We start from the raw sequence: 16,886 nt of genomic DNA on the forward strand, positions 1-16,886 counted from the left end.
CGTCCCCGAACTCACCCAAAGACAAATCCGGCTGCATCGCTGGCGCTCCTTCGAATCAAAGCGCCAGTGAGAGAATCATACAACATGCTGCAGAGACGCCACTTCTTGCTGCACCGAGTCAATCTGTCGCGCCCCAAAACCGTGTAGACACGCTAGTGCGAAAGCAGGGACCCATAACCACAGCCTTCCGTTTTGAAACGAGCTGTGGCTCCAGCGTTGCAAACCAATCGGCACTTGTGGTTATGGGTCCCGGGTCGCGCTTCGCTTGCCCGGGACGGCATCGAGTTTTGCGCCTACCGCCGAATCATACGTTTCGTCAGCGATCCGCGCGAAACGCGCGAAATTCCTCCGGGCCGTCGAGCAAGTCACGCTTGCGCGCGGCCTGATCGAACTGGCTGGCGGAATGATCTGCCATTGCGTTGATGGCCGTGCCGGCCAAGTTCTGCGCGCGTCGCCGTTGATCGTCGTGCCTCGACCGAATATCCCGATCCACGGCTCGCCGACGACAGATCTCATCGGAGAGACGTTCCTGGAGGCATCCGTTGCCTCGATAAGATCGCTGCGTCATCTTGCACGATCCTTCCAGCAGGATCGGTACGGGCTAGGTCTCCCGTGTGCTGCCTGCTTGCTGTGGCGATTGTGGTGATTGCCTTGGCGCCGAAGGTTTGGACGCCGGGAATTTGGGTTTCCGCGGAGGCGCCGCGATCAATCCATCCCGTATCGCTTGCTTGCGGGCAAGCTTGCGGGCTCGCCGCACGGCCTCGGATTTCTCTCGAGCCCTTTTTTCCGATGGCTTTTCGAACGATCTGCGGCGCTTCATCTCTCTAAAGACGCCCTCGCGCTGCAACCTCTTCTTTAGAACTCGAAGCGCCTGGTCGATGTTGTTGTCCCTGACAAGAACTTGCAACGGATCACCTCTCTCGCGGTACAACGCACTTTGAATGAACAAGACCAGAGCCCGCTCTATCAATGACAGAGCGGGCCGCACTGCCATTCCAGTACATCCGTGGAACGGCAGCCGACCGACAACGTCGCGGAAGCTTCAGCCGCGGTGCTACAAGCACGCGTCCTCGCTTTCATCCGACGATGTCTTTGGAAAAAGGTCCTGGGACCGATCTACAAGGCTCAAGGCCAGTCGATCTAGTACAGTTATGCACTCATCTCAGCTATGCAAGACACAATCGCAGACCGTGAGAATTATATCCGACGGTTCAGCCACGGCGAGATCATGGCTGAACGGCGATGGCGGCTTGACCGCGAACGCGAAAAGCGGTTCCCCAAAAATCTCCATCGTTGCCGAGTAGCAAATTCGCTCCAACAGGCGCAGAGTACGGCGCTGCCGGACGACTGTTGAGCGCCGGCACCTGAGAGCCTGGGCAGCTCCCGCCACCAAAGGGAGCCGAAGATGGCAACCCGCTTCTATTTCGATATCCGCAACGGCGAGCAACTCTATGCCGACAAACAGGGCATCGAGCTACGCGACGAGGAAACTGCCGCGCACGAAGCGATGCAGTCATTGCTCAGCATAGCCAAGGAGAACCTGCCTTTGGATAAACACAGGCTGCTGGCGTTTGAGGTCCGGACGGACGAAGGGCCGCTGTTTCAGGTCAGTCTCAGTCTGGGTATCACAAGGTGCTAACTGCCGCGCTGCGCAGCCAAACTCAAGAATCCAGCCGGCAACTGCGCCAAGCGATAGCCACCTCAAGCACGGGCCCGTCGCCGTCCCGGACCTCGATGGCAATCTGATGGAAATTGTGACCGCGAAAGGAATCCCGAATGACGTCGGCCAAGGCGCGCGCAGCCTCCTCCTGAACCGCACCGAAGTTGGACATCTCCATGCCCTCTTCGTCGATCGCCAGGCCGCCGCCGTCACGAAGATCGAAATAATAGCGCGTCATCGGCATGGTAATTTACCCCGGCTCTCGATTGTTCCTGCGAAGACCGGGGAATGTGGCCGGTGAGGACAGTGGCGCGCGAGCCGTCCGGGTGAGTCATGACCGCAAAAGCGAGAGAGTTCCTTGATTTCTGGATTGAAAACAGCGTCCACGCTGCCGAGCAATATGGAATGCCGGGTGCCTCGCAGGACGTTGCCGAGTTGGCGCGCCGGTGCATCGAGATGGCGGGACAGCAAGGCCTGACGGAACAGGATCTGCGTGATGCGGCCGGCGATATCACTGACTACATCAGGATCAGACTGAAGGCGGCGAACAGGAAGGAAGCCGATCGTCCCAAATAGTTCGGGCCACGGCCTGGCTTCGCGGCCTGAACTGGCGGCCGAGGCCGCGAAACAACAGGTCCGCTTCAGCAACGTATCAGCGACGGACTCGACGTGCGTGATTGCGCGGCTTAACGCACGATGCGCTTGACCCGTTTGGTTCTCTTGGCAGCCACAGATGCCGTGCCAGCGGGTGCAGAGCCAGCCTGCGCGGCGGCCGCCTCGGCGTCACGCGCTTCACGGAGAGCCCGCAGACGCACCATGTTCTTGCGCACGGCGATCGCATCGCGCTCGACTTCAGCGATTGCCTGCGCACCGGCCTCGGCGGCAAGCCGCTGGCGTTGGGCCTTGGCCAGGCGCTCGGCAGAGAGTTCTTCCGGCTTCTTGGCCATGAGCGAATGAGCCCTTTGAAAAGCAGAGAGACCCGCTCAACCCATCAGAGGATCGAGCGGGCCGCGGCTGTCATCCCAGTACATCCGTGGAATAACAGATCGATTCAAGCCAGCCGAAGATCTTCGGCGCTGGTCTTGCCACGCATCTTGTCGACCTTGAGTTCGAACGACAGCTTCTGGCCCTCGGCGAGACCGCCAAGTCCGGCCCGCTCGACAGCGCTGATGTGAACGAACACGTCATTCGTGCCATCATCGGGCTGAATGAAACCGAAGCCCTTCTGGCCATTGAACCACTTCACAGTACCTGTAGGCATTTGTCTTCTCCAAAGCGGACGCACGTGAATTCGCGCCTGGTTCCGCATCATCCTTCAACCGACGATGTTCTTTGGAAAAGGGCCGCTTTGACCATTCAACAAGGCACAACGGCAAATCGAACGCTGCAAGCATACACACTTAATCCGCTAGGGCAAGCTCGGAAGCGCCGTCGATGGGGGCGAGCGGAGCTTCACCGAGCTGCCGTTCCGATAAACCGAACCATGTTTCGCGTAAGGGCTTGCGCCGCCGCGCAACTCGGTGATCGGTGACGCGGACGCAAATCGCGATATTCAACCGCCCGAACTTTTCGCCTTGCGTGGAACTCGCTTGGCGCGCGTCTGAACACTTGCTTTTGCCGCTGCCGGTTCCGTCGGGCGCGTGATCGGAAACGTCTCCCGCATATGCGCTGCCAGCATTGCACAGTAATCGGTCGCGAAACGAGGCAACGGACGCCGCTTGTCCCATGAGATAGTCAGAGGCTCCTGCAACACGCGGCGCCTGTGCGTGAGACCAACAATCCTTAATTCGTAGCGCCAGCACTGAAGCTGGGAGGGAACGATCGCGACGCCGTGCCCCGCCTCGGCCAGTGCCAGCAAGGTGTGCGGACTGCGACTCTCGAACGTGATCTTCGGTTTCAGCCCCGCCATACGGCTTGCCGCATCGAAAGCACGCCGAAATCCGAACCCGCTGTCCAGCAGCAGCAACGGAAGTTCGGCGAGGTCAGCGATCTCGATTGTGCAACGGGGACCAAGCGGCATCGACGGATGACAAGCAGCCAGTAACTGTACGGATCCAAGCGGAAGGCTGCCGAAGTGCTGCTCGTTCAGTCTGACGGCGTGCAGCAAATTTTGGCCGAGGTGAACTTCGCCGCGTTCCAGCATCGCCAATATCTCGCTGCCCGTCCCCTCCCTGATCCTGATCTCGACCCTGGGATATCGCTCCGCGTACCGGTGGAGAAAATCTGACAGCACGCTCTCGATGTGTTGCGGCGAGCCGGCGATCCTCAAGACCCCGGTATCTCCTTGGCGAAGCAGCTGAGCCTGCTCTTTCAGCGAATTGACGCTGTTGAGCAGCAGACGGCAGCCCGCAATCAACTGCTCGCCTTCGCCAGTCAATAGAAGCCGGCGCCCGACGCGATCGAAGAGCTGCAAGCCGAGCTCCCGTTCGAGACCGATGATTTGCCTGGACAGGGCGGGTTGGGCGACACGCAACCGCAATGCGGCCTTTGAGACGGTGCCGAGCTCGGCCACCGTCAAGAACGTGAGGGCCTGTTGAAGGTTCATGCCCGCTTATACCATTCGAGCATAAGGTTCGAGAAAATATATGTATTGGACGTATTTCGAAGCCTCGTGAAGAGTCCTGTCAGGCTGCGGCTTGCCGCACAGGCACGGCACCGGAGGAGGCTCCCATGAATTCTGGAGGTAAGATGGCTCTGGTCATGTTGAGTTGTACCGCTATCGGCGCTCTTGGCAGCGAAGCGCTGCATGGCGAAGCCAGGCCGCCCGCCTATTTGATCGGCCAAATCGAGGTCACCGATCCCGATGGCTATGCCAGGGAATATCTCCCGAAGGCGAAGGAGATCATCAGGGCACATGGCGGCAAGTTGATTGCGGCTGCCGGCGCGGCGGCAACCGGGTCGCAGGTCGTTGCCGTCGATGGAGATCCACCCAAGCGCGTCGTCGTCTACATGTATCCGAGCATGGAGGCGCTTTGGGCCTGGCGATACGATCCGGCCTACGTGCAGGTTCGGGCCGTCGGCGAGAAATACGCGAGGTACCACACATTTGCAGTTGAGGGCTCTGTCGCCAATTAGCGCTGACCACGCCGTCGATCGCTGCGACCTGCAACGTGCGCCACCTAGTTGCGAAACACCAGGCAGCGACCGCCGACTGCCTCCAACCGGGCGCACAGCTGGTTAGCTCGCTCACGGGTCGTCTCGGCGACCCGGAGCAGATACCAGGTGGCCGAGCCTGGCCCGGCCATGCGCGATCTCAGAACGAGCGGTGCGCGATCGCCGAGCACGGATGCAAATCGTTTCTGAAGTTGCTGGTAGTCGGCGAGTACGCGCGATTGCGACGGGCCGCCGGCCAATTGAAGTCCCCAGGGCCCCCACGCAGCTTGCTGCGCGATTGTCACGGACTCTCTTGGGCCCGCGGGAAGCGCCCGAACGAGCATGCCGCGCACGATGTCACCGCAGGCCATGGCCGCGTCGGTGTGGACCCGATCCTCAAGCGAACCCTGCGCCCATTCCTCGGCGGACCTGCCGGTGATCATCCTGACATAAGCGCGCGTTTCGCCCGGCAGGCTTCCACGTCCCGCCAACCAATCCTGAACCCGCCGTGGACCACCATTATAGGCGGCCGCCGCAAGGCCGAGATTGCCGAACTGCGCGCGCAGCTCGCGGAGCCAGCGCGCGGATTCCTGCAAGGCAGGCAATGGCTCGAACGGGTCGGCCAGACCGCGCCACCGCGCAGTACCGGGCATGAACTGGGCGATCCCCTGGGCACCGGCCGAACTGACCGAGTTGGGATCGAAATTGCTTTCCTGCCAGATCAGCCGGACGAAGAAATCCGGCGGCAAGTCGTTCTCTAAAGCAGCCTCCTCCAACGCCTTGCAGTACTGCTGCGGCCCATCGAGCTTTGGACGCAAAGCTGTCGGCGCCGGCGACGGAACGGATGACGATTGCTGATCGGACGCCGACCGATCGGCCTCAGCGTTGCGCACTGCGGCGTTGGTATCCGGACGAGACGTTTCCGTTTGCGATGTTTGTGCCTGCGCCAGCTCTGCGCGCTGCGCGGAGGGCGTTACCGCTGGATTGCCGGGAGGTTGGGCGTTTGCGACGGGGACGAACAGCAGCAGGCAAGCCGAGCCGATAGCCGCTGGCAAAATCGATCGATGAACCCGCCGCGGCCCGAAAATCGACTGCATAAAGCGATCATCAAATTGGATGCATTCGCAGAATCATATCATCGGTGCCGACCGGGCGGCCAGAAAATTTGCTGCCTAGCGGTTGGACAGGCTTCCAACGATCGATGCGCGGCGGGACAGTTCGATCCAGTTGCCATCGGGATCGAGGATCATGGAGATCCGCGCGACCTCGCCGAGCGTCACCGGCGCAAGGCCTTCCCGCACGCCCTTGGCGCGCAACTCGTCATGCACGGCGTCGATGTCGGCGACCTGCAGCGTGATGTAGCGCCAGCCGCGCGCACCCCGAACCGGATCGATGGTTGCGGCGCGATCTTCCCTGAGCAGGATCAGACTGTCGCCGAGGCGAAACGCCGGACCATCAGACCATGACTGCTCGGTGAAGCCGAGGATGTCGCCGTAGAACCTGCGATGCGCGGCAAGGTCGCGCACCGCCATCGTGACGGCGATCTGGGTGATGCCGTCATGTCCGGGCGCAACCAGGCAAACGCTGTTGCCGTCGGGGTCGGCCATGCGTTGCGGTGCGTCAACGCCCGCGCGCGCAATGATCAGTTCGCGATAGCCGCTCGGCGCCGCATCCGGCAGCGGCTCGACATGATGGTTGAGCTTGATGACCGAACCTTGCGCGTCGTGCCGGTACTGCTTCTGCCCGCGGCGGATCGGCTGCACATGATCGAAGCGAAGTCCGGCCTCCTGCTGCCAGAACCGCAGCATCGGTTCGAGATCGTTGAAGGAAAGGCCGACGTCGATCACGTTCTTTGCCAGTTGCATCTGCTCCCGCCTTCGGATGAAGTGCACCACGATGGATTAGCTATGCGAGGATCAAGTCACCAACGCAAGCACCACGATCACTGTCGCGGGTCGGCCGGTGCACCTGCCTGAAACAGTCAATCCAGTGAGGACCGATATGCAAGCAGGCCTCGTTCAGACCTTTCGCGCTTTTGCGTACAATAATGCCTGGGCCAATCACCGCCTGCTCACGGCCTGCGCCGGTCTCAGCCAGGCGGAGTTCGCCGCCGCGCGGACCGGGTTCTTCCCGAGCCTGCAGGCGACGCTCAACCACATTCATGTCATCGATCTCTTCTACATTGATGCGCTCGAGGGCGGCTGGCTCGGGCCGAAGGCGTGGGCCAACGAGGTGCCCTACCCGTCAGTCGCCGCGCTGAAAGACGCCCAGCGCGCGATCGATCAGCGGTTGATCGTGCACTGCGATGCGCTGACGGCTGAGCGGCTCGATGATGTGGTGAAGATCAATCGCGACACGAGCGTGCAGACCGAGCGGCGCGACCGCCTCTTGATGCATCTGTTTCAGCACCAGATTCATCATCGCGGCCAGGCCCATGCGATGCTCTCGGAGACCACGGTGAAGCCGCCGCAGCTCGACGAATTCTTCGCCGCCGGCGAAGCCCCGCTCCGGGCAGCCGAGTTCAGGGATCTCGGCTGGAGCGAAGCCACCGTGTGGGGCGGCTGATGGTTCGCCCGCCATCGGCGATGCGGTTCCTGATCCGGAACGAGGTCTTGAAACCCGGCGCCTCCACGCTCACCTCTGGTAAAACGTGGGGAACTCTATCCGATGCCATTCGCCAATCACCGGGGCCAGCGTATCCATTACACCGTCGAGGGATCCGGGCCGCTGATCGTGCTGCAGCACGGTCTCTTGCTCGACGCCGCGAGCTGGAAACAATGCGGCGTGGTCGACGCGCTTGCCGATCGCTTTCGCGTCGTCTGCGTCGATTCGCTCGGACATGGCCTGAGCGACAAGCCCGCCGATCCGGCGCTCTATAATCAGGCGCAGCGTGCCGGCGACATCGTCGCCGTGATCGACGATCTCGGCGACGAGCGCGCCAACGTGGTGGGACATTCGATGGGCGGCTGGGTCGCGGTCGGTGTCGCCCGGTTTTTCCCGGCACGGCTGGCGTCGCTGGCGATCGGCGGCTGGGACTTTCTCACCGGACTGCCGCGCGGCAACGCCGGCCCGCTGACCTATGGTGCCTTCATCACCTTTGCCCGCCGCACGGTGCCGGAGCTCGCCGAATGGGTGACGCCGGATCTCGAAGGCGGCGTGCGCGCCTGCTTCAATGCGCTCGGACAGGTCGATGGCGCCAAGGACGCGGTGCTGTCCTCGCGCGTGCCGGTGCTGCTTTGGAACGGACAGGACGACGGGCCGCATGCGCCGATGCAGCGCTTCGCCGCGGAGAACGGCCTCGATGCGATGTCGGTGCCCGGCGATCACCTCGGCGCGCTGTTTCAGCACGGCGCCGCGATCGGCCGGGGCATCGGCTCGTTCGTCGGTCGCGGTTAGAGCGTTTAGGTAGAACAGCGCCCCCGACTCCGCTGTGCTCCCTCTCCCCGTTCTTCACCCGCTTGCGGGGCGAGGTGAAGCGTCCCGCGCTACGCCGGCTCCGGCATCCCTGCCAGCAACTTGTCGAGCGTGATCGGATAGTCGCGCACCCGCACGCCGGTCGCATTGTGGACCGCATTGGCGACCGCGGCGGCGACGCCGCAGATGCCGAGTTCGGCGACGCCCTTGGCCTTCATCGGCGATGAGATCGGATCGATCTCGTCGAGGAAGATCATCTCCTGATGCGGGATGTCGGCATGGACCGGCACCTCATAGGCAGCAAGGTCGTGATTGATGAACAGGCCATGACGCCTGTCGACGACGAGATCTTCCATCAGCGCCGCGCCGACACCCATGGTCATCGCGCCGATCACTTGGCTGCGCGCCGCCTTCGGATTGAGGATGCGGCCCGCCGCGCAGACCGCAAGCATCCGCCGCACCCGGATTTCAGCCGTGTCGGCGTCGACGCCGACCTCGACGAAATGCGCGCCGAAGGTCGACTGCTGGTAGGTTTTCGCGAGATCGCCGTATTCGATGGCATCCTCCGCCACGAGGTCGCCGCCGCCGGCGGCTTGCGCCAGCGGCACGCTGCGATTGCCGGAGCGGACCACGCCGTCGGCAAAAACCGCCTCCTCGGAATTGAAGCCGAGCTTCTGCGTAATGGCCTCGCGCAGCTTGGTGCAGGCGGCATAGACGCCGGCGGTGGAATTGTTGCCGCCCCACTGCCCGCCCGAGCCGCAGGACACCGGGAAGTCGGAATCGCCGAGCCGCACCGCGACCTTCTCGAGCGGCACGCCCATCATCTCGGCCGCGGTCTGCGCGATGATGGTGTAGGAGCCGGTGCCGATGTCGGTCATGTCGGTCTCGACGGTCACGATGCCGTTCTGGTCGAGACGAACGCGTGCCGCCGACTTGGTCACGAGATTGTTGCGGAACGCCGCGGCGACGCCCATTCCCACCAGCCAGCGCCCGTCACGGACGGCGCCGGGTTTCGGATTGCGCTTGTCCCAACCGAACCGCGCCGCGCCATCGCTCAGGCACTGCACCAGTTGCCGCTGCGAAAAGTGCCGCTCCGGATGCTCGGGGTCGACCTGGGTGTCGTTGCTGATGCGCAGCACGACCGGGTCGATGCCGAGCTTCTCGGCGAGTTCGTCGATCGCGATCTCGAGCGCCATCATGCCGGAGGCTTCTCCGGGCGCGCGCATCGCATTGCCCTCCGGCAGATCGAGCGCCGCAAGCCGCGTCGCCGTCATCCGGCTGGCGCCGGCATAAAGCAGCCGCGTCTGGCTCACCGCCATCTCGGGCTCGCCGTCCTTGACGTTGCCAGACCAGCTTTCGTGGCCGATCGCCGTGATCTTGCCGTCGCGCTCGGCGCCGATGCGGATGCGCTGGATCGTCGCCGGACGGTGTGTCGTGTTGTTGAACATCAGCGGACGTTGCAGCGCGATCTTGACCGGCCGGCCGGCCGCGCGGGCGCCGAGCGCGGCGAGCAGCACCTCGGCGCGCAGGAACAGCTTGCCGCCGAAGCCGCCGCCGATATAGGGCGACACCAGACGGACATTCTCCTTGGCGATGCCAAGCGTCTTCGCCATATCCTCAGCGCCCCAGGCGATCATCTGGTTGGAAGTCCAAACCGTGAGCTTGTCGCCGTCCCAGGCCGCGATCGAAGCATGCGGCTCCATCATCGCGTGGCCCTGATCGGGCGTGGTGTAGGTGGCATCGAGCTGCACGGGCGCACCAGCGAAGGCGGCGGCGAAATCGCCGACGGCGCTATCGGCCGGGCCGCCGAATGATGGGTGCGGCGTGACGCCCTTGTCCCGCTCCGCGGCGAGATCGAACTTGCCGTCGCCCTTGACGTAGTCGATCCGGACCAGTTGCGCCGCGGCCCGCGCCTGCTCGAAGGTCCCGGCGACGACGACGGCGACGGCCTGGTGATAATGCGCGATCGCCGGCCCGCCGAGCAGCGGCGCCGCATTGCGCTCTCCTTTGCCAAGCTTGCCGGCATTGTCCGCTGTGACGATGGCGAGCACGCCCGGCGCAGCCTTGGCCGCCTCGAGATCGATCGAACCGATCCGCCCCTTGCCGATCGCCGAACCGACCACGTAGCCATAGGCCTGGTTGGCCACGACGTCGTGCCGCTCATAGGCGTAAGGCGCGGTGCCGGTGGTCTTCAGCGGCCCGTCGATCCGGCTGGTCGGGTGGCCGATCACCTTGAGCTGGTCGATCGGATTGAAGGTGGCAGGATGTTCAAATCGCATGATGTCAGGCCCTCTTCTTAAGCCCTGGATCTCAAGCTCTGGCCTCGCGCAGCACCGCCGCCAGCGTTCGCTCGGCGAGCGGCAGCTTGTACGCATTGTCCTTGGTCGGCTTCGCATCGGCGAACAGGCGCGCGGTGACGGCCTTGGCGCCAGCAGGCAATTCCGCCTCCGCCGCCTCGACGCGCCACGGCTTGTGCGCCACGCCGCCGAGCGCGACGCGGCCGGTGCCGTCGCGCTGCACGATCGCGGCAACCGAGACCAGCGCAAAGGCATAAGAGGCGCGGTCGCGCACCTTGCGATAGGCCTGCGCGCCGCCGACCGGTTTCGGCAGCACCACCGCGGTGATCAGCTCGCCCGACACCAGGCTGGTTTCGATCTCGGGGCTGTCGCCGGGCAGACGATGCAGCTCGGCGATCGGGATGCTGCGCGTGGTGCCGTCGGGCCGCACCGTCTCGACGACGGCGTCGAGCGCGCGCATCGCCACCGCCATGTCGCTCGGATGGGTCGCGATGCAGGCGTCGCTCACACCGACCACCGCATGCTGGCGGCTGAAGCCGCCGATCGCGGCGCAGCCGCTGCCGGGCTTGCGCTTGTTGCAGGGCAGATTGGTGTCGTAAAAATAGGGACAGCGCGTCCGCTGCAGCAGATTGCCGGCGGTTGTCGCCTTGTTGCGCAACTGGCCGGAAGCGCCGGCGAGCAGCGCGCGCGACAACACGCCGTAGTCGCGCCGCACGCGGATATCGGCGGCGAGATCGGTGTTGCGCACCAGCGCGCCGATCCGCAAGCCGCCGTCCGCGGTCTCCTCGATGCGGTCGAGCGCCAGGTCGTTGACGTCGATCAGATGCGCCGGCGTCTCGATCTCGAGCTTCATCAGGTCGAGCAGATTGGTGCCGCCGGCGATGAACTTGGCGTTCGCGGTGCCGGCGGCGGCTGCGGCCGCCGCGCCCGGCGAGGCGGCGCGCTCATAGCTGAATGATCTCATGCGCTCCTCCCGGCGACCTCGCTGATCGCCTCGGCGATGTTGGAATAGGCGCCGCAGCGGCAGATATTGCCGCTCATGCGCTCGCGGAGCTCGGCATTGGTCAGTCGCAGCGGCGCATTCAGATCCGCCGTGACATGGCTCGGGATGCCGGCCTTGACCTCGGCAAGCACTGCGACCGCCGAGCAGATCTGGCCGGGCGTGCAATAGCCGCACTGATAGCCATCATGCTCGACGAATGCCGCCTGCAGCGGATGCAGCTCGTCCGGCGTGCCGAGCCCCTCGATCGTCGTGATCTCGTCGCCCTGATGCATCACGGCGAGCGTCAGGCAGGAATTGATCCGCCGGCCGTCGACAATCACCGTGCAGGCGCCGCATTGGCCGTGGTCGCAGCCCTTCTTGGTGCCGGTCAGATGCAGGTGCTCGCGCAGGGCATCAAGCAGCGTGGTCCTGGTGTCGAGCTCGAGCTGGTGGGTTTCGCCGTTCACGTCAAAGGATACTCTCGTCATCACGGGCGCTCCGGTCGGGGCAGATTGGGCGGCCGCAGGCGGAGGCGTCGCGATCGACGACGCCGCAAGCGAGGCGGCTCCAACAATCAACAGATGGCGCCGCGATAGTTCCAAACGTCCGGAGATCTGCATGCCGCTGCTCTCCTCAGGTCAGCCGGACGCGGAACCACGACGACGACGTGTCGAGGTCTGCTCGGCCTGTCAGCAAAGGGGGAATGCTGCGAACAGCGGAATGTTTCTCGCGGGGAAGTTAAACTCGTCGCGAGCGCCACGGGCGCGGCGGGCGGGCAGCATCGGCGCCATCGTGGCGCGGGCGGAAGGCAGCATCGCCGTGCGCCTCCGCGCCTACGACCAACGTCCCCTGCCCGGAATCGCAAGATTTATCTGCATTGCGCCGTTCTCATGCTCGCCCACAGGGAAAAGCGGCCCGGAACACGCTGGAGCTCTTGGGGCTTGCACCGGATCATGTAGGATAGCGGGTACGACCTCCACCGGCGACGATGCCGGCCGACCCTGGGACCGCTCGATGACCGCGCATGTCATAGTGACCGACGAAGCCGCCACGCGCGTGATCCGGCTGCGCAGGCCCGAGAAGAAGAACGCGATCACCCAGGAGATGTTTCGCGCGATCAGCGACGCGATCGACAAGGCGCAGAACAATCCGAAGATCCGCTGCCTGATCATCACCGGCGGCTCCGGCGTGTTCACCGCGGGCAACGACATCGAGGACCTGCTCGCGCAGGGCACCTCGACCGGTGAGACGCCGCCGGCCTCTGACCTCGTCAAATTCCTGTATTCGCTGGCCCACAATGTGAAGCCGATCATCGCCGCCGTCGACGGCGTCGCGATGGGCATCGGCACCACCATGCTGTTTCACTGCGACTATGTGCTCGCCAGCAAGACCGCGCTGTTCTCGACGCCGTTCTCGAATTTCGGCCTGGTGCCGGAAGGCGCCTCGAGCCTGTTGATGCCGCGCATGATGGGCCACCAGCGTGCCTTCGCGATGCTGGTGATGGGCCGCACCATGTCGGCCGACGACGCCCGCGTCGCCGGCTTCGTCAATACCGTGGTGGCGCCGGGACATGCCGAGGTGGAGGCGCACAAGGTGGCGCGCGAGATCTGCGCGCTGCCGGCCGAGGCGGTGGCGATCTCGCGGCGCCTGATCCGGCTGCCGCCGGAGGACGTCACCCGCCGCATCGAGCAGGAGAACCATCTGTTCAGCGAACGGATGCGCTCCGAGGAAGCAGTCGAGGCGTTCAAGGCATTCATGGCTCGCCCGAAGGATTGAAACGAAGCGTCGCAAAATTGCAGTGGCGCGGCGCCATGATCCCGTGCTCCATGGACAGGTCATGAGACAGCCCCGCCTTTCCCCTCTCACCGCGCTCTGCGCGTTCGGACTGGCCGCAGCAAACCCCTGCGCGGCGCAGGCCGCGGAGCCGGTGAGCCTGCGCATTCTCGCGATCAACGATTTCCACGGCTATCTGCGGCCCCCGCCGGGTGGCATCCGCATCACCGACCCCGCTGACGCGACCAGGAAGATCATGGAGCCCGCCGGCGGCGCCGAGCGGATGGCCACCGTCGTCAAGCAGGTGCGCGAGGGCCACAAGAACAACATCTTCGTCGCGGCCGGCGACCTGATCGGCGCGAGCCCGTTCCTGTCGGCGATGTTTCATGACGAGCCGACCATCGAGTCGCTCTCGCTGATGGGGCTTGCGATCTCCTCGGTCGGCAATCACGAATTCGACGAGGGCAAGGACGAGCTGCTGCGGATGCAGAATGGCGGCTGCCATCCGATCGACAAATGCCAGGGGCCGCACCCGTTCACAGGAGCCAAATTCCGCTATCTCGCCGCCTCTACGATCGAGAAGGCGACCGGCAAGCCGGTGTTTCCGCCCTACGAGATCAAGCAATTCGACGGCATTGCAGTGGCCTTCATCGGGCTGACGCTGAAGAACACCCCGAACCTGGTGTCGCCGGCCGGCGTCGCGAGCCTCGATTTCCGCGACGAGGCCGAGACCGTCAATGCGCTGGTCCCCGAGCTGAAGGCAAAGGGCGTCGAGGCGATCGTGGTGCTGATCCACGAAGGCGGCTTTCCGACCGGCGACTATAATGAATGTCCAGGGATCTCCGGGCCGATCGTCGACATCGTCAAGAAGTTCGATCGCGCGGTCGACGTCGTGGTCTCCGGCCACACCCACCAGGCCTATGTCTGCGAGATCGACGGACGGCTCGTCACCTCCGGCGACAAATACGGCACCTTGGTCACCGCGATCGATCTTCAGCTTGATCCGAACAGCCATGACGTGATCAGCGCCAGGGCCGCCAACACCATCGTGCGGATCGCCGGCACGGCCAAGGATCCCGAGCAGAGCGCGCTGCTGGAATCCTACGACCGGCTGGCCGCGCCGATCGCGAGCCGCGCGGCAGGCTCGGTCACCGAAACGCTGTCGCGTACACCTGCCGAAACCGGCGAGAGCCCGCTCGGCGACATCGTCGCCGATGCACAGCTGCTTGCAACTAGCGCCGAGCCGAATGGCGGCGCGCTGATCGCCTTCACCAATCCCGGCGGTGTGCGCACCGACATCGTCAAGCGCGAGGACGGCGCGGTGACCTATGCCGATATCTTCGCAAGCCAGCCGTTCCGCAACCAGCTCGTGACGATGACGCTGACCGGCAAGCAGCTCAAGGACGCACTGGAGCAGCAATGGGCCGATCCGAAGCGGCCGCGCGCCCTCCAGGTCTCGAAGGGGTTCTCCTATGCGTGGGATGCGAGCAAGCCCGATGGCGCGCGCATCATTGCCGCACGGATGTCGCTGGACGGCAAGCCGATCGACCCGGCCGCGAGTTACCGCGTCACCGTGAACAATTATCTCGCCGAGGGCGGCGACGGCTTCACGGTATTCAAGCAAGGAACCGCGCAGCAGTTCGGCATCTACGACGTCGATGCGCTCTATGCCTACTTCAAGGCCAACAGCCCGGTAGGCCCAACGGCAGGCAAGCGGATCGAGCGGATCAATTGAGCGAGGTCTAGGGGCGGCGTACGCAGCTCCTCACGTCATTACGAACGGAGCGAACCAATCCATTGTCTCCGAGCATGCGACGGCATGGATTGCTTCGCTCCGCTGGCAATGACGCGGAAAACACCCCGGCTTTGGAAGGACGGGAACAGGGATGATGTCGGCCCTTTCCGGAACGCCGCTAACGGCCTAGATTAGGGCCTGCTCTTGCATGATCTTGGTCGGAAAACCGCCGCGCACTTTTCCGGATCATGCGTCCTCGCACGCGCATCGATTGCGCCCGGAATCTGCATGACACTGCTTCTGACGCATTCCGCCTGTCTCGACCACCTGACCCCTCCCGGACATCCCGAACGCCCCGACCGGCTGCGGGCGGTCGCCGAGGTGCTCGGCGAGGATCGCTTCAAGGCGCTGGTGCGCGATTCCGCGCCGGAAGGCGACCTCGACACCGTGCTGCTCTGTCACGGTGAGCACTATGTCGGCGAACTCCGCCACATCGCGCCGACCTCCGGCATGATCTATATCGACGGCGACACCTCGATGTCGCCGGGCACCTGGGAAGCGGTGATGCGCGGCGTCGGCGGCGCGGTGGCCGCCGCCGATGCGGTGATGGAGGGCAAGCATCAAAACGCGTTCGTCGCGGTGCGCCCGCCCGGTCACCACGCCGAGAAATCGACGCCGATGGGCTTCTGCTTCTTCGACAATGCCGCGATCGCTGCCCGTCACGCGCAGCGCAAATACGGCATCAAGCGCGCCGCAATCATCGATTTCGACGTCCATCACGGCAACGGCACGCAGGATATCTTCTGGGCCGACCCGACCGTGATGTATTGCTCGACGCACCAGATGCCGCTGTTCCCCGGCACTGGGGCCGCCGGCGAGCGTGGCGAGCACGACACTGTCGTCAACGCGCCGCTGGCGCCCGGCGACGGCGGCGCCAAGTTCCGCTCCGCTTTCGAGAACCTGATCCTGCCGCAGCTGGAGAAGTTCTCCCCCGAACTTATCGTCATTTCGGCGGGCTTCGACGCGCATCACCGCGATCCCTTGGCCTCGATCAACCTGACGGGCGAGGATTTCGGCTGGGTCACGCGCAAGCTGATGGATCTCGCCAACAAGAGCGCCGGCGGCCGCGTCGTCTCCGTCCTGGAAGGCGGCTACGACCTGCAGGGCCTGAAAGAGTCGGTGGCATCTCACGTCACCGCATTGATGGACGGGTAAATCCCCGCCACAATACGCCCGCAAAAATTCGATTGATTCTGCGCCGGGGCGAGCATGGCCTGCGACAGGTCATGTTTGGACGACAAGATCAGGTTGCGATCTGATCCACGCAATCGGGAACGCAAGAATGGCCGAGAATACCCAAGCCGACGTGAAGAAGCTCTCCTTTGAACGCGCGATCGAGGAACTCGAATCGATCGTCAAGCGGCTCGAGGACGGCAAGGTCCCGCTTGAGGAATCGGTCGCGATCTACGAGCGCGGCGAGGCGCTGAAGCGGCGCTGCGAGGAATTGCTGCGTCAGGCCGAAGCCCGCGTCGACAAGATCACCACCGACGCCTCGGGCCAGCCGACCGGCACCGAGCCGCTCGACGTGCAGTAGCGCTACCGACCACGTCGATCGTGCGGCGCGATGTCCGCCACGGCGGGCAATTGTTGCTGTGCATTTCCAGCCACCCGTAAACCTCCGGGGCTACCCGCGGGGTCGGGTACGGCTGCGAATCAGGCCGAGCCGGCCCGGCCGGCTGCCGCCAAATTAGGCGAATTGGAACCCAGCTCCCACCCGACTATTGAAAAGACTAGGTTTTTCGGCGCGCCGCATAGGAACCTTGCGGCCCCTATCGGGTTGGCTTTGGCTGCGGCTTTGGTGTAATGCTTCCAGTTCTATGGGCATTTGAGAGTGGCGGGCAGCCCGACTTTTCGGGCGGCATGCATCTCAAA

The 16,886-nt window shown here is 64.1% G+C and carries 20 protein-coding genes; 9 read left to right on the plus strand and 11 right to left on the minus strand.

Annotated elements, in window-relative coordinates:
* Nucleotides 1-316: 316 nt before the first annotated feature.
* Both ACZBJS_RS37975 and rpsU read right to left on the minus strand, forming a co-directional pair.
* Nucleotides 317-439, minus strand: a complete 123-nt coding sequence (locus ACZBJS_RS37975; RefSeq protein ID WP_256520744.1) for a hypothetical protein — start codon at nucleotides 437-439, stop codon at nucleotides 317-319.
* A gap of 162 nt (nucleotides 440-601) precedes the next feature.
* Nucleotides 602-907 (minus strand): 30S ribosomal protein S21, encoded by a 306-nt coding sequence (gene rpsU, locus ACZBJS_RS37980; RefSeq protein WP_076829105.1) that lies wholly within the window; start codon nucleotides 905-907, stop codon nucleotides 602-604.
* A 498-nt stretch (nucleotides 908-1,405) separates the two neighbouring features.
* Between rpsU and ACZBJS_RS37985 the strand changes: the two genes are divergently transcribed.
* Nucleotides 1,406-1,639, plus strand: coding sequence for a DUF6894 family protein (locus ACZBJS_RS37985; RefSeq protein ID WP_057015230.1), 234 nt, complete (start codon nucleotides 1,406-1,408; stop codon nucleotides 1,637-1,639).
* A gap of 22 nt (nucleotides 1,640-1,661) precedes the next feature.
* On the opposite strand, the gene ACZBJS_RS37990 is transcribed toward ACZBJS_RS37985, so the two are convergent.
* Nucleotides 1,662-1,904: a DUF6894 family protein gene (locus tag ACZBJS_RS37990; RefSeq protein WP_082653668.1), complete on the minus strand. Its 243-nt coding sequence runs from the start codon at nucleotides 1,902-1,904 to the stop codon at nucleotides 1,662-1,664.
* Nucleotides 1,905-1,993: 89 nt separating this feature from the next.
* On the opposite strand from ACZBJS_RS37990, the gene ACZBJS_RS37995 reads away from it, so the two are divergent.
* Complete coding sequence (locus tag ACZBJS_RS37995) at nucleotides 1,994-2,236, plus strand: hypothetical protein (protein ID WP_463439994.1); 243 nt, start codon at nucleotides 1,994-1,996, stop codon at nucleotides 2,234-2,236.
* Nucleotides 2,237-2,346: 110 nt separating this feature from the next.
* On the opposite strand, the gene ACZBJS_RS38000 is transcribed toward ACZBJS_RS37995, so the two are convergent.
* From ACZBJS_RS38000 to ACZBJS_RS38010, 3 genes are all read right to left on the minus strand, one after another.
* Complete coding sequence (locus ACZBJS_RS38000; RefSeq protein ID WP_057015228.1) at nucleotides 2,347-2,607, minus strand: hypothetical protein; 261 nt, start codon at nucleotides 2,605-2,607, stop codon at nucleotides 2,347-2,349.
* Between the two features lie 104 nt (nucleotides 2,608-2,711).
* On the minus strand, nucleotides 2,712-2,921 hold the full coding sequence (locus tag ACZBJS_RS38005) for a cold-shock protein (RefSeq protein WP_028339489.1): 210 nt from the start codon (nucleotides 2,919-2,921) through the stop codon (nucleotides 2,712-2,714).
* A 291-nt stretch (nucleotides 2,922-3,212) separates the two neighbouring features.
* Nucleotides 3,213-4,205 carry a LysR family transcriptional regulator gene (locus tag ACZBJS_RS38010; protein ID WP_057015227.1) on the minus strand — a complete coding sequence of 331 codons (993 nt, stop codon included), beginning with the start codon at nucleotides 4,203-4,205 and terminating at the stop codon, nucleotides 3,213-3,215.
* Between the two features lie 143 nt (nucleotides 4,206-4,348).
* Between ACZBJS_RS38010 and ACZBJS_RS38015 the strand changes: the two genes are divergently transcribed.
* A complete protein-coding gene (locus tag ACZBJS_RS38015; protein ID WP_076828970.1) occupies nucleotides 4,349-4,735 on the plus strand; it encodes a DUF1330 domain-containing protein in 387 nt (128 codons plus the stop codon).
* Nucleotides 4,736-4,779: 44 nt separating this feature from the next.
* On the opposite strand, the gene ACZBJS_RS38020 is transcribed toward ACZBJS_RS38015, so the two are convergent.
* On the minus strand, nucleotides 4,780-5,850 hold the full coding sequence (locus tag ACZBJS_RS38020; RefSeq protein ID WP_463439995.1) for a lytic transglycosylase domain-containing protein: 1,071 nt from the start codon (nucleotides 5,848-5,850) through the stop codon (nucleotides 4,780-4,782).
* A gap of 75 nt (nucleotides 5,851-5,925) precedes the next feature.
* Complete coding sequence (locus tag ACZBJS_RS38025; protein WP_057015224.1) at nucleotides 5,926-6,618, minus strand: VOC family protein; 693 nt, start codon at nucleotides 6,616-6,618, stop codon at nucleotides 5,926-5,928.
* A gap of 136 nt (nucleotides 6,619-6,754) precedes the next feature.
* On the opposite strand from ACZBJS_RS38025, the gene ACZBJS_RS38030 reads away from it, so the two are divergent.
* Entirely contained in the window at nucleotides 6,755-7,318 is a 564-nt protein-coding gene (locus tag ACZBJS_RS38030) for a DinB family protein (protein ID WP_057015223.1), read from the plus strand.
* A 102-nt stretch (nucleotides 7,319-7,420) separates the two neighbouring features.
* The gene (locus ACZBJS_RS38035) at nucleotides 7,421-8,149 is read left to right on the plus strand and encodes an alpha/beta fold hydrolase (protein WP_463439996.1); all 729 of its coding nucleotides are present in this window, start codon (nucleotides 7,421-7,423) and stop codon (nucleotides 8,147-8,149) included.
* Nucleotides 8,150-8,238: 89 nt separating this feature from the next.
* Here ACZBJS_RS38035 and paoC read toward each other — a convergent pair whose 3' ends face one another.
* The 3 genes from paoC to paoA are packed head-to-tail and all read right to left on the minus strand — an operon-like array spanning nucleotide 8,239 to nucleotide 12,066.
* On the minus strand, nucleotides 8,239-10,446 hold the full coding sequence (paoC, locus tag ACZBJS_RS38040) for an aldehyde oxidoreductase molybdenum-binding subunit PaoC (RefSeq protein WP_463439997.1): 2,208 nt from the start codon (nucleotides 10,444-10,446) through the stop codon (nucleotides 8,239-8,241).
* Between the two features lie 31 nt (nucleotides 10,447-10,477).
* Nucleotides 10,478-11,428 (minus strand): FAD binding domain-containing protein, encoded by a 951-nt coding sequence (locus ACZBJS_RS38045; protein WP_229191169.1) that lies wholly within the window; start codon nucleotides 11,426-11,428, stop codon nucleotides 10,478-10,480.
* The gene (paoA, locus tag ACZBJS_RS38050; RefSeq protein WP_076828978.1) at nucleotides 11,425-12,066 is read right to left on the minus strand and encodes an aldehyde dehydrogenase iron-sulfur subunit PaoA; all 642 of its coding nucleotides are present in this window, start codon (nucleotides 12,064-12,066) and stop codon (nucleotides 11,425-11,427) included. The genes ACZBJS_RS38045 and paoA overlap by 4 nt, the downstream gene beginning before the upstream one ends.
* A 394-nt stretch (nucleotides 12,067-12,460) precedes the next feature.
* Here paoA and ACZBJS_RS38055 point away from each other — a divergent pair, with 394 nt between their 5' ends.
* The 4 genes from ACZBJS_RS38055 (at nucleotide 12,461) to ACZBJS_RS38070 (ending at nucleotide 16,548) form a co-directional block, all read left to right on the plus strand.
* A complete protein-coding gene (locus ACZBJS_RS38055) occupies nucleotides 12,461-13,222 on the plus strand; it encodes a crotonase/enoyl-CoA hydratase family protein (RefSeq protein ID WP_050387826.1) in 762 nt (253 codons plus the stop codon).
* Nucleotides 13,223-13,283: 61 nt separating this feature from the next.
* Nucleotides 13,284-14,954 (plus strand): bifunctional metallophosphatase/5'-nucleotidase, encoded by a 1,671-nt coding sequence (locus ACZBJS_RS38060; RefSeq protein WP_456815759.1) that lies wholly within the window; start codon nucleotides 13,284-13,286, stop codon nucleotides 14,952-14,954.
* A 288-nt stretch (nucleotides 14,955-15,242) separates the two neighbouring features.
* The gene (locus ACZBJS_RS38065; RefSeq protein WP_463439998.1) at nucleotides 15,243-16,169 is read left to right on the plus strand and encodes a histone deacetylase family protein; all 927 of its coding nucleotides are present in this window, start codon (nucleotides 15,243-15,245) and stop codon (nucleotides 16,167-16,169) included.
* A gap of 127 nt (nucleotides 16,170-16,296) precedes the next feature.
* Nucleotides 16,297-16,548 (plus strand): exodeoxyribonuclease VII small subunit, encoded by a 252-nt coding sequence (locus tag ACZBJS_RS38070; protein WP_028334494.1) that lies wholly within the window; start codon nucleotides 16,297-16,299, stop codon nucleotides 16,546-16,548.
* The last annotated feature ends 338 nt before the right edge of the window (nucleotides 16,549-16,886 follow it).

The organism is Bradyrhizobium sp. KZN70725 (assembly GCF_055264925.1).

What these genes read in the sequence shown, in the direction of transcription:
- ACZBJS_RS37985 (WP_057015230.1), top strand. Translation starts at nt 1,406, where the DNA reads ATGGCAACCCGCTTCTATTTCGATATCCGCAACGGCGAGCAACTCTAT.
- ACZBJS_RS37990 (WP_082653668.1), bottom strand. Translation starts at nt 1,904, where the DNA reads ATGCCGATGACGCGCTATTATTTCGATCTTCGTGACGGCGGCGGCCTG.
- ACZBJS_RS37995 (WP_463439994.1), top strand. Translation starts at nt 1,994, where the DNA reads ATGACCGCAAAAGCGAGAGAGTTCCTTGATTTCTGGATTGAAAACAGC.
- ACZBJS_RS38000 (WP_057015228.1), bottom strand. Translation starts at nt 2,607, where the DNA reads ATGGCCAAGAAGCCGGAAGAACTCTCTGCCGAGCGCCTGGCCAAGGCC.
- ACZBJS_RS38005 (WP_028339489.1), bottom strand. Translation starts at nt 2,921, where the DNA reads ATGCCTACAGGTACTGTGAAGTGGTTCAATGGCCAGAAGGGCTTCGGT.
- ACZBJS_RS38010 (WP_057015227.1), bottom strand. Translation starts at nt 4,205, where the DNA reads ATGAACCTTCAACAGGCCCTCACGTTCTTGACGGTGGCCGAGCTCGGC.
- ACZBJS_RS38015 (WP_076828970.1), top strand. Translation starts at nt 4,349, where the DNA reads ATGGCTCTGGTCATGTTGAGTTGTACCGCTATCGGCGCTCTTGGCAGC.
- ACZBJS_RS38020 (WP_463439995.1), bottom strand. Translation starts at nt 5,850, where the DNA reads ATGCAGTCGATTTTCGGGCCGCGGCGGGTTCATCGATCGATTTTGCCA.
- ACZBJS_RS38025 (WP_057015224.1), bottom strand. Translation starts at nt 6,618, where the DNA reads ATGCAACTGGCAAAGAACGTGATCGACGTCGGCCTTTCCTTCAACGAT.
- ACZBJS_RS38030 (WP_057015223.1), top strand. Translation starts at nt 6,755, where the DNA reads ATGCAAGCAGGCCTCGTTCAGACCTTTCGCGCTTTTGCGTACAATAAT.
- ACZBJS_RS38035 (WP_463439996.1), top strand. Translation starts at nt 7,421, where the DNA reads ATGCCATTCGCCAATCACCGGGGCCAGCGTATCCATTACACCGTCGAG.
- paoC (WP_463439997.1), bottom strand. Translation starts at nt 10,446, where the DNA reads ATGCGATTTGAACATCCTGCCACCTTCAATCCGATCGACCAGCTCAAG.
- ACZBJS_RS38045 (WP_229191169.1), bottom strand. Translation starts at nt 11,428, where the DNA reads ATGAGATCATTCAGCTATGAGCGCGCCGCCTCGCCGGGCGCGGCGGCC.
- paoA (WP_076828978.1), bottom strand. Translation starts at nt 12,066, where the DNA reads ATGCAGATCTCCGGACGTTTGGAACTATCGCGGCGCCATCTGTTGATT.
- ACZBJS_RS38055 (WP_050387826.1), top strand. Translation starts at nt 12,461, where the DNA reads ATGACCGCGCATGTCATAGTGACCGACGAAGCCGCCACGCGCGTGATC.
- ACZBJS_RS38060 (WP_456815759.1), top strand. Translation starts at nt 13,284, where the DNA reads ATGAGACAGCCCCGCCTTTCCCCTCTCACCGCGCTCTGCGCGTTCGGA.
- ACZBJS_RS38065 (WP_463439998.1), top strand. Translation starts at nt 15,243, where the DNA reads ATGACACTGCTTCTGACGCATTCCGCCTGTCTCGACCACCTGACCCCT.
- ACZBJS_RS38070 (WP_028334494.1), top strand. Translation starts at nt 16,297, where the DNA reads ATGGCCGAGAATACCCAAGCCGACGTGAAGAAGCTCTCCTTTGAACGC.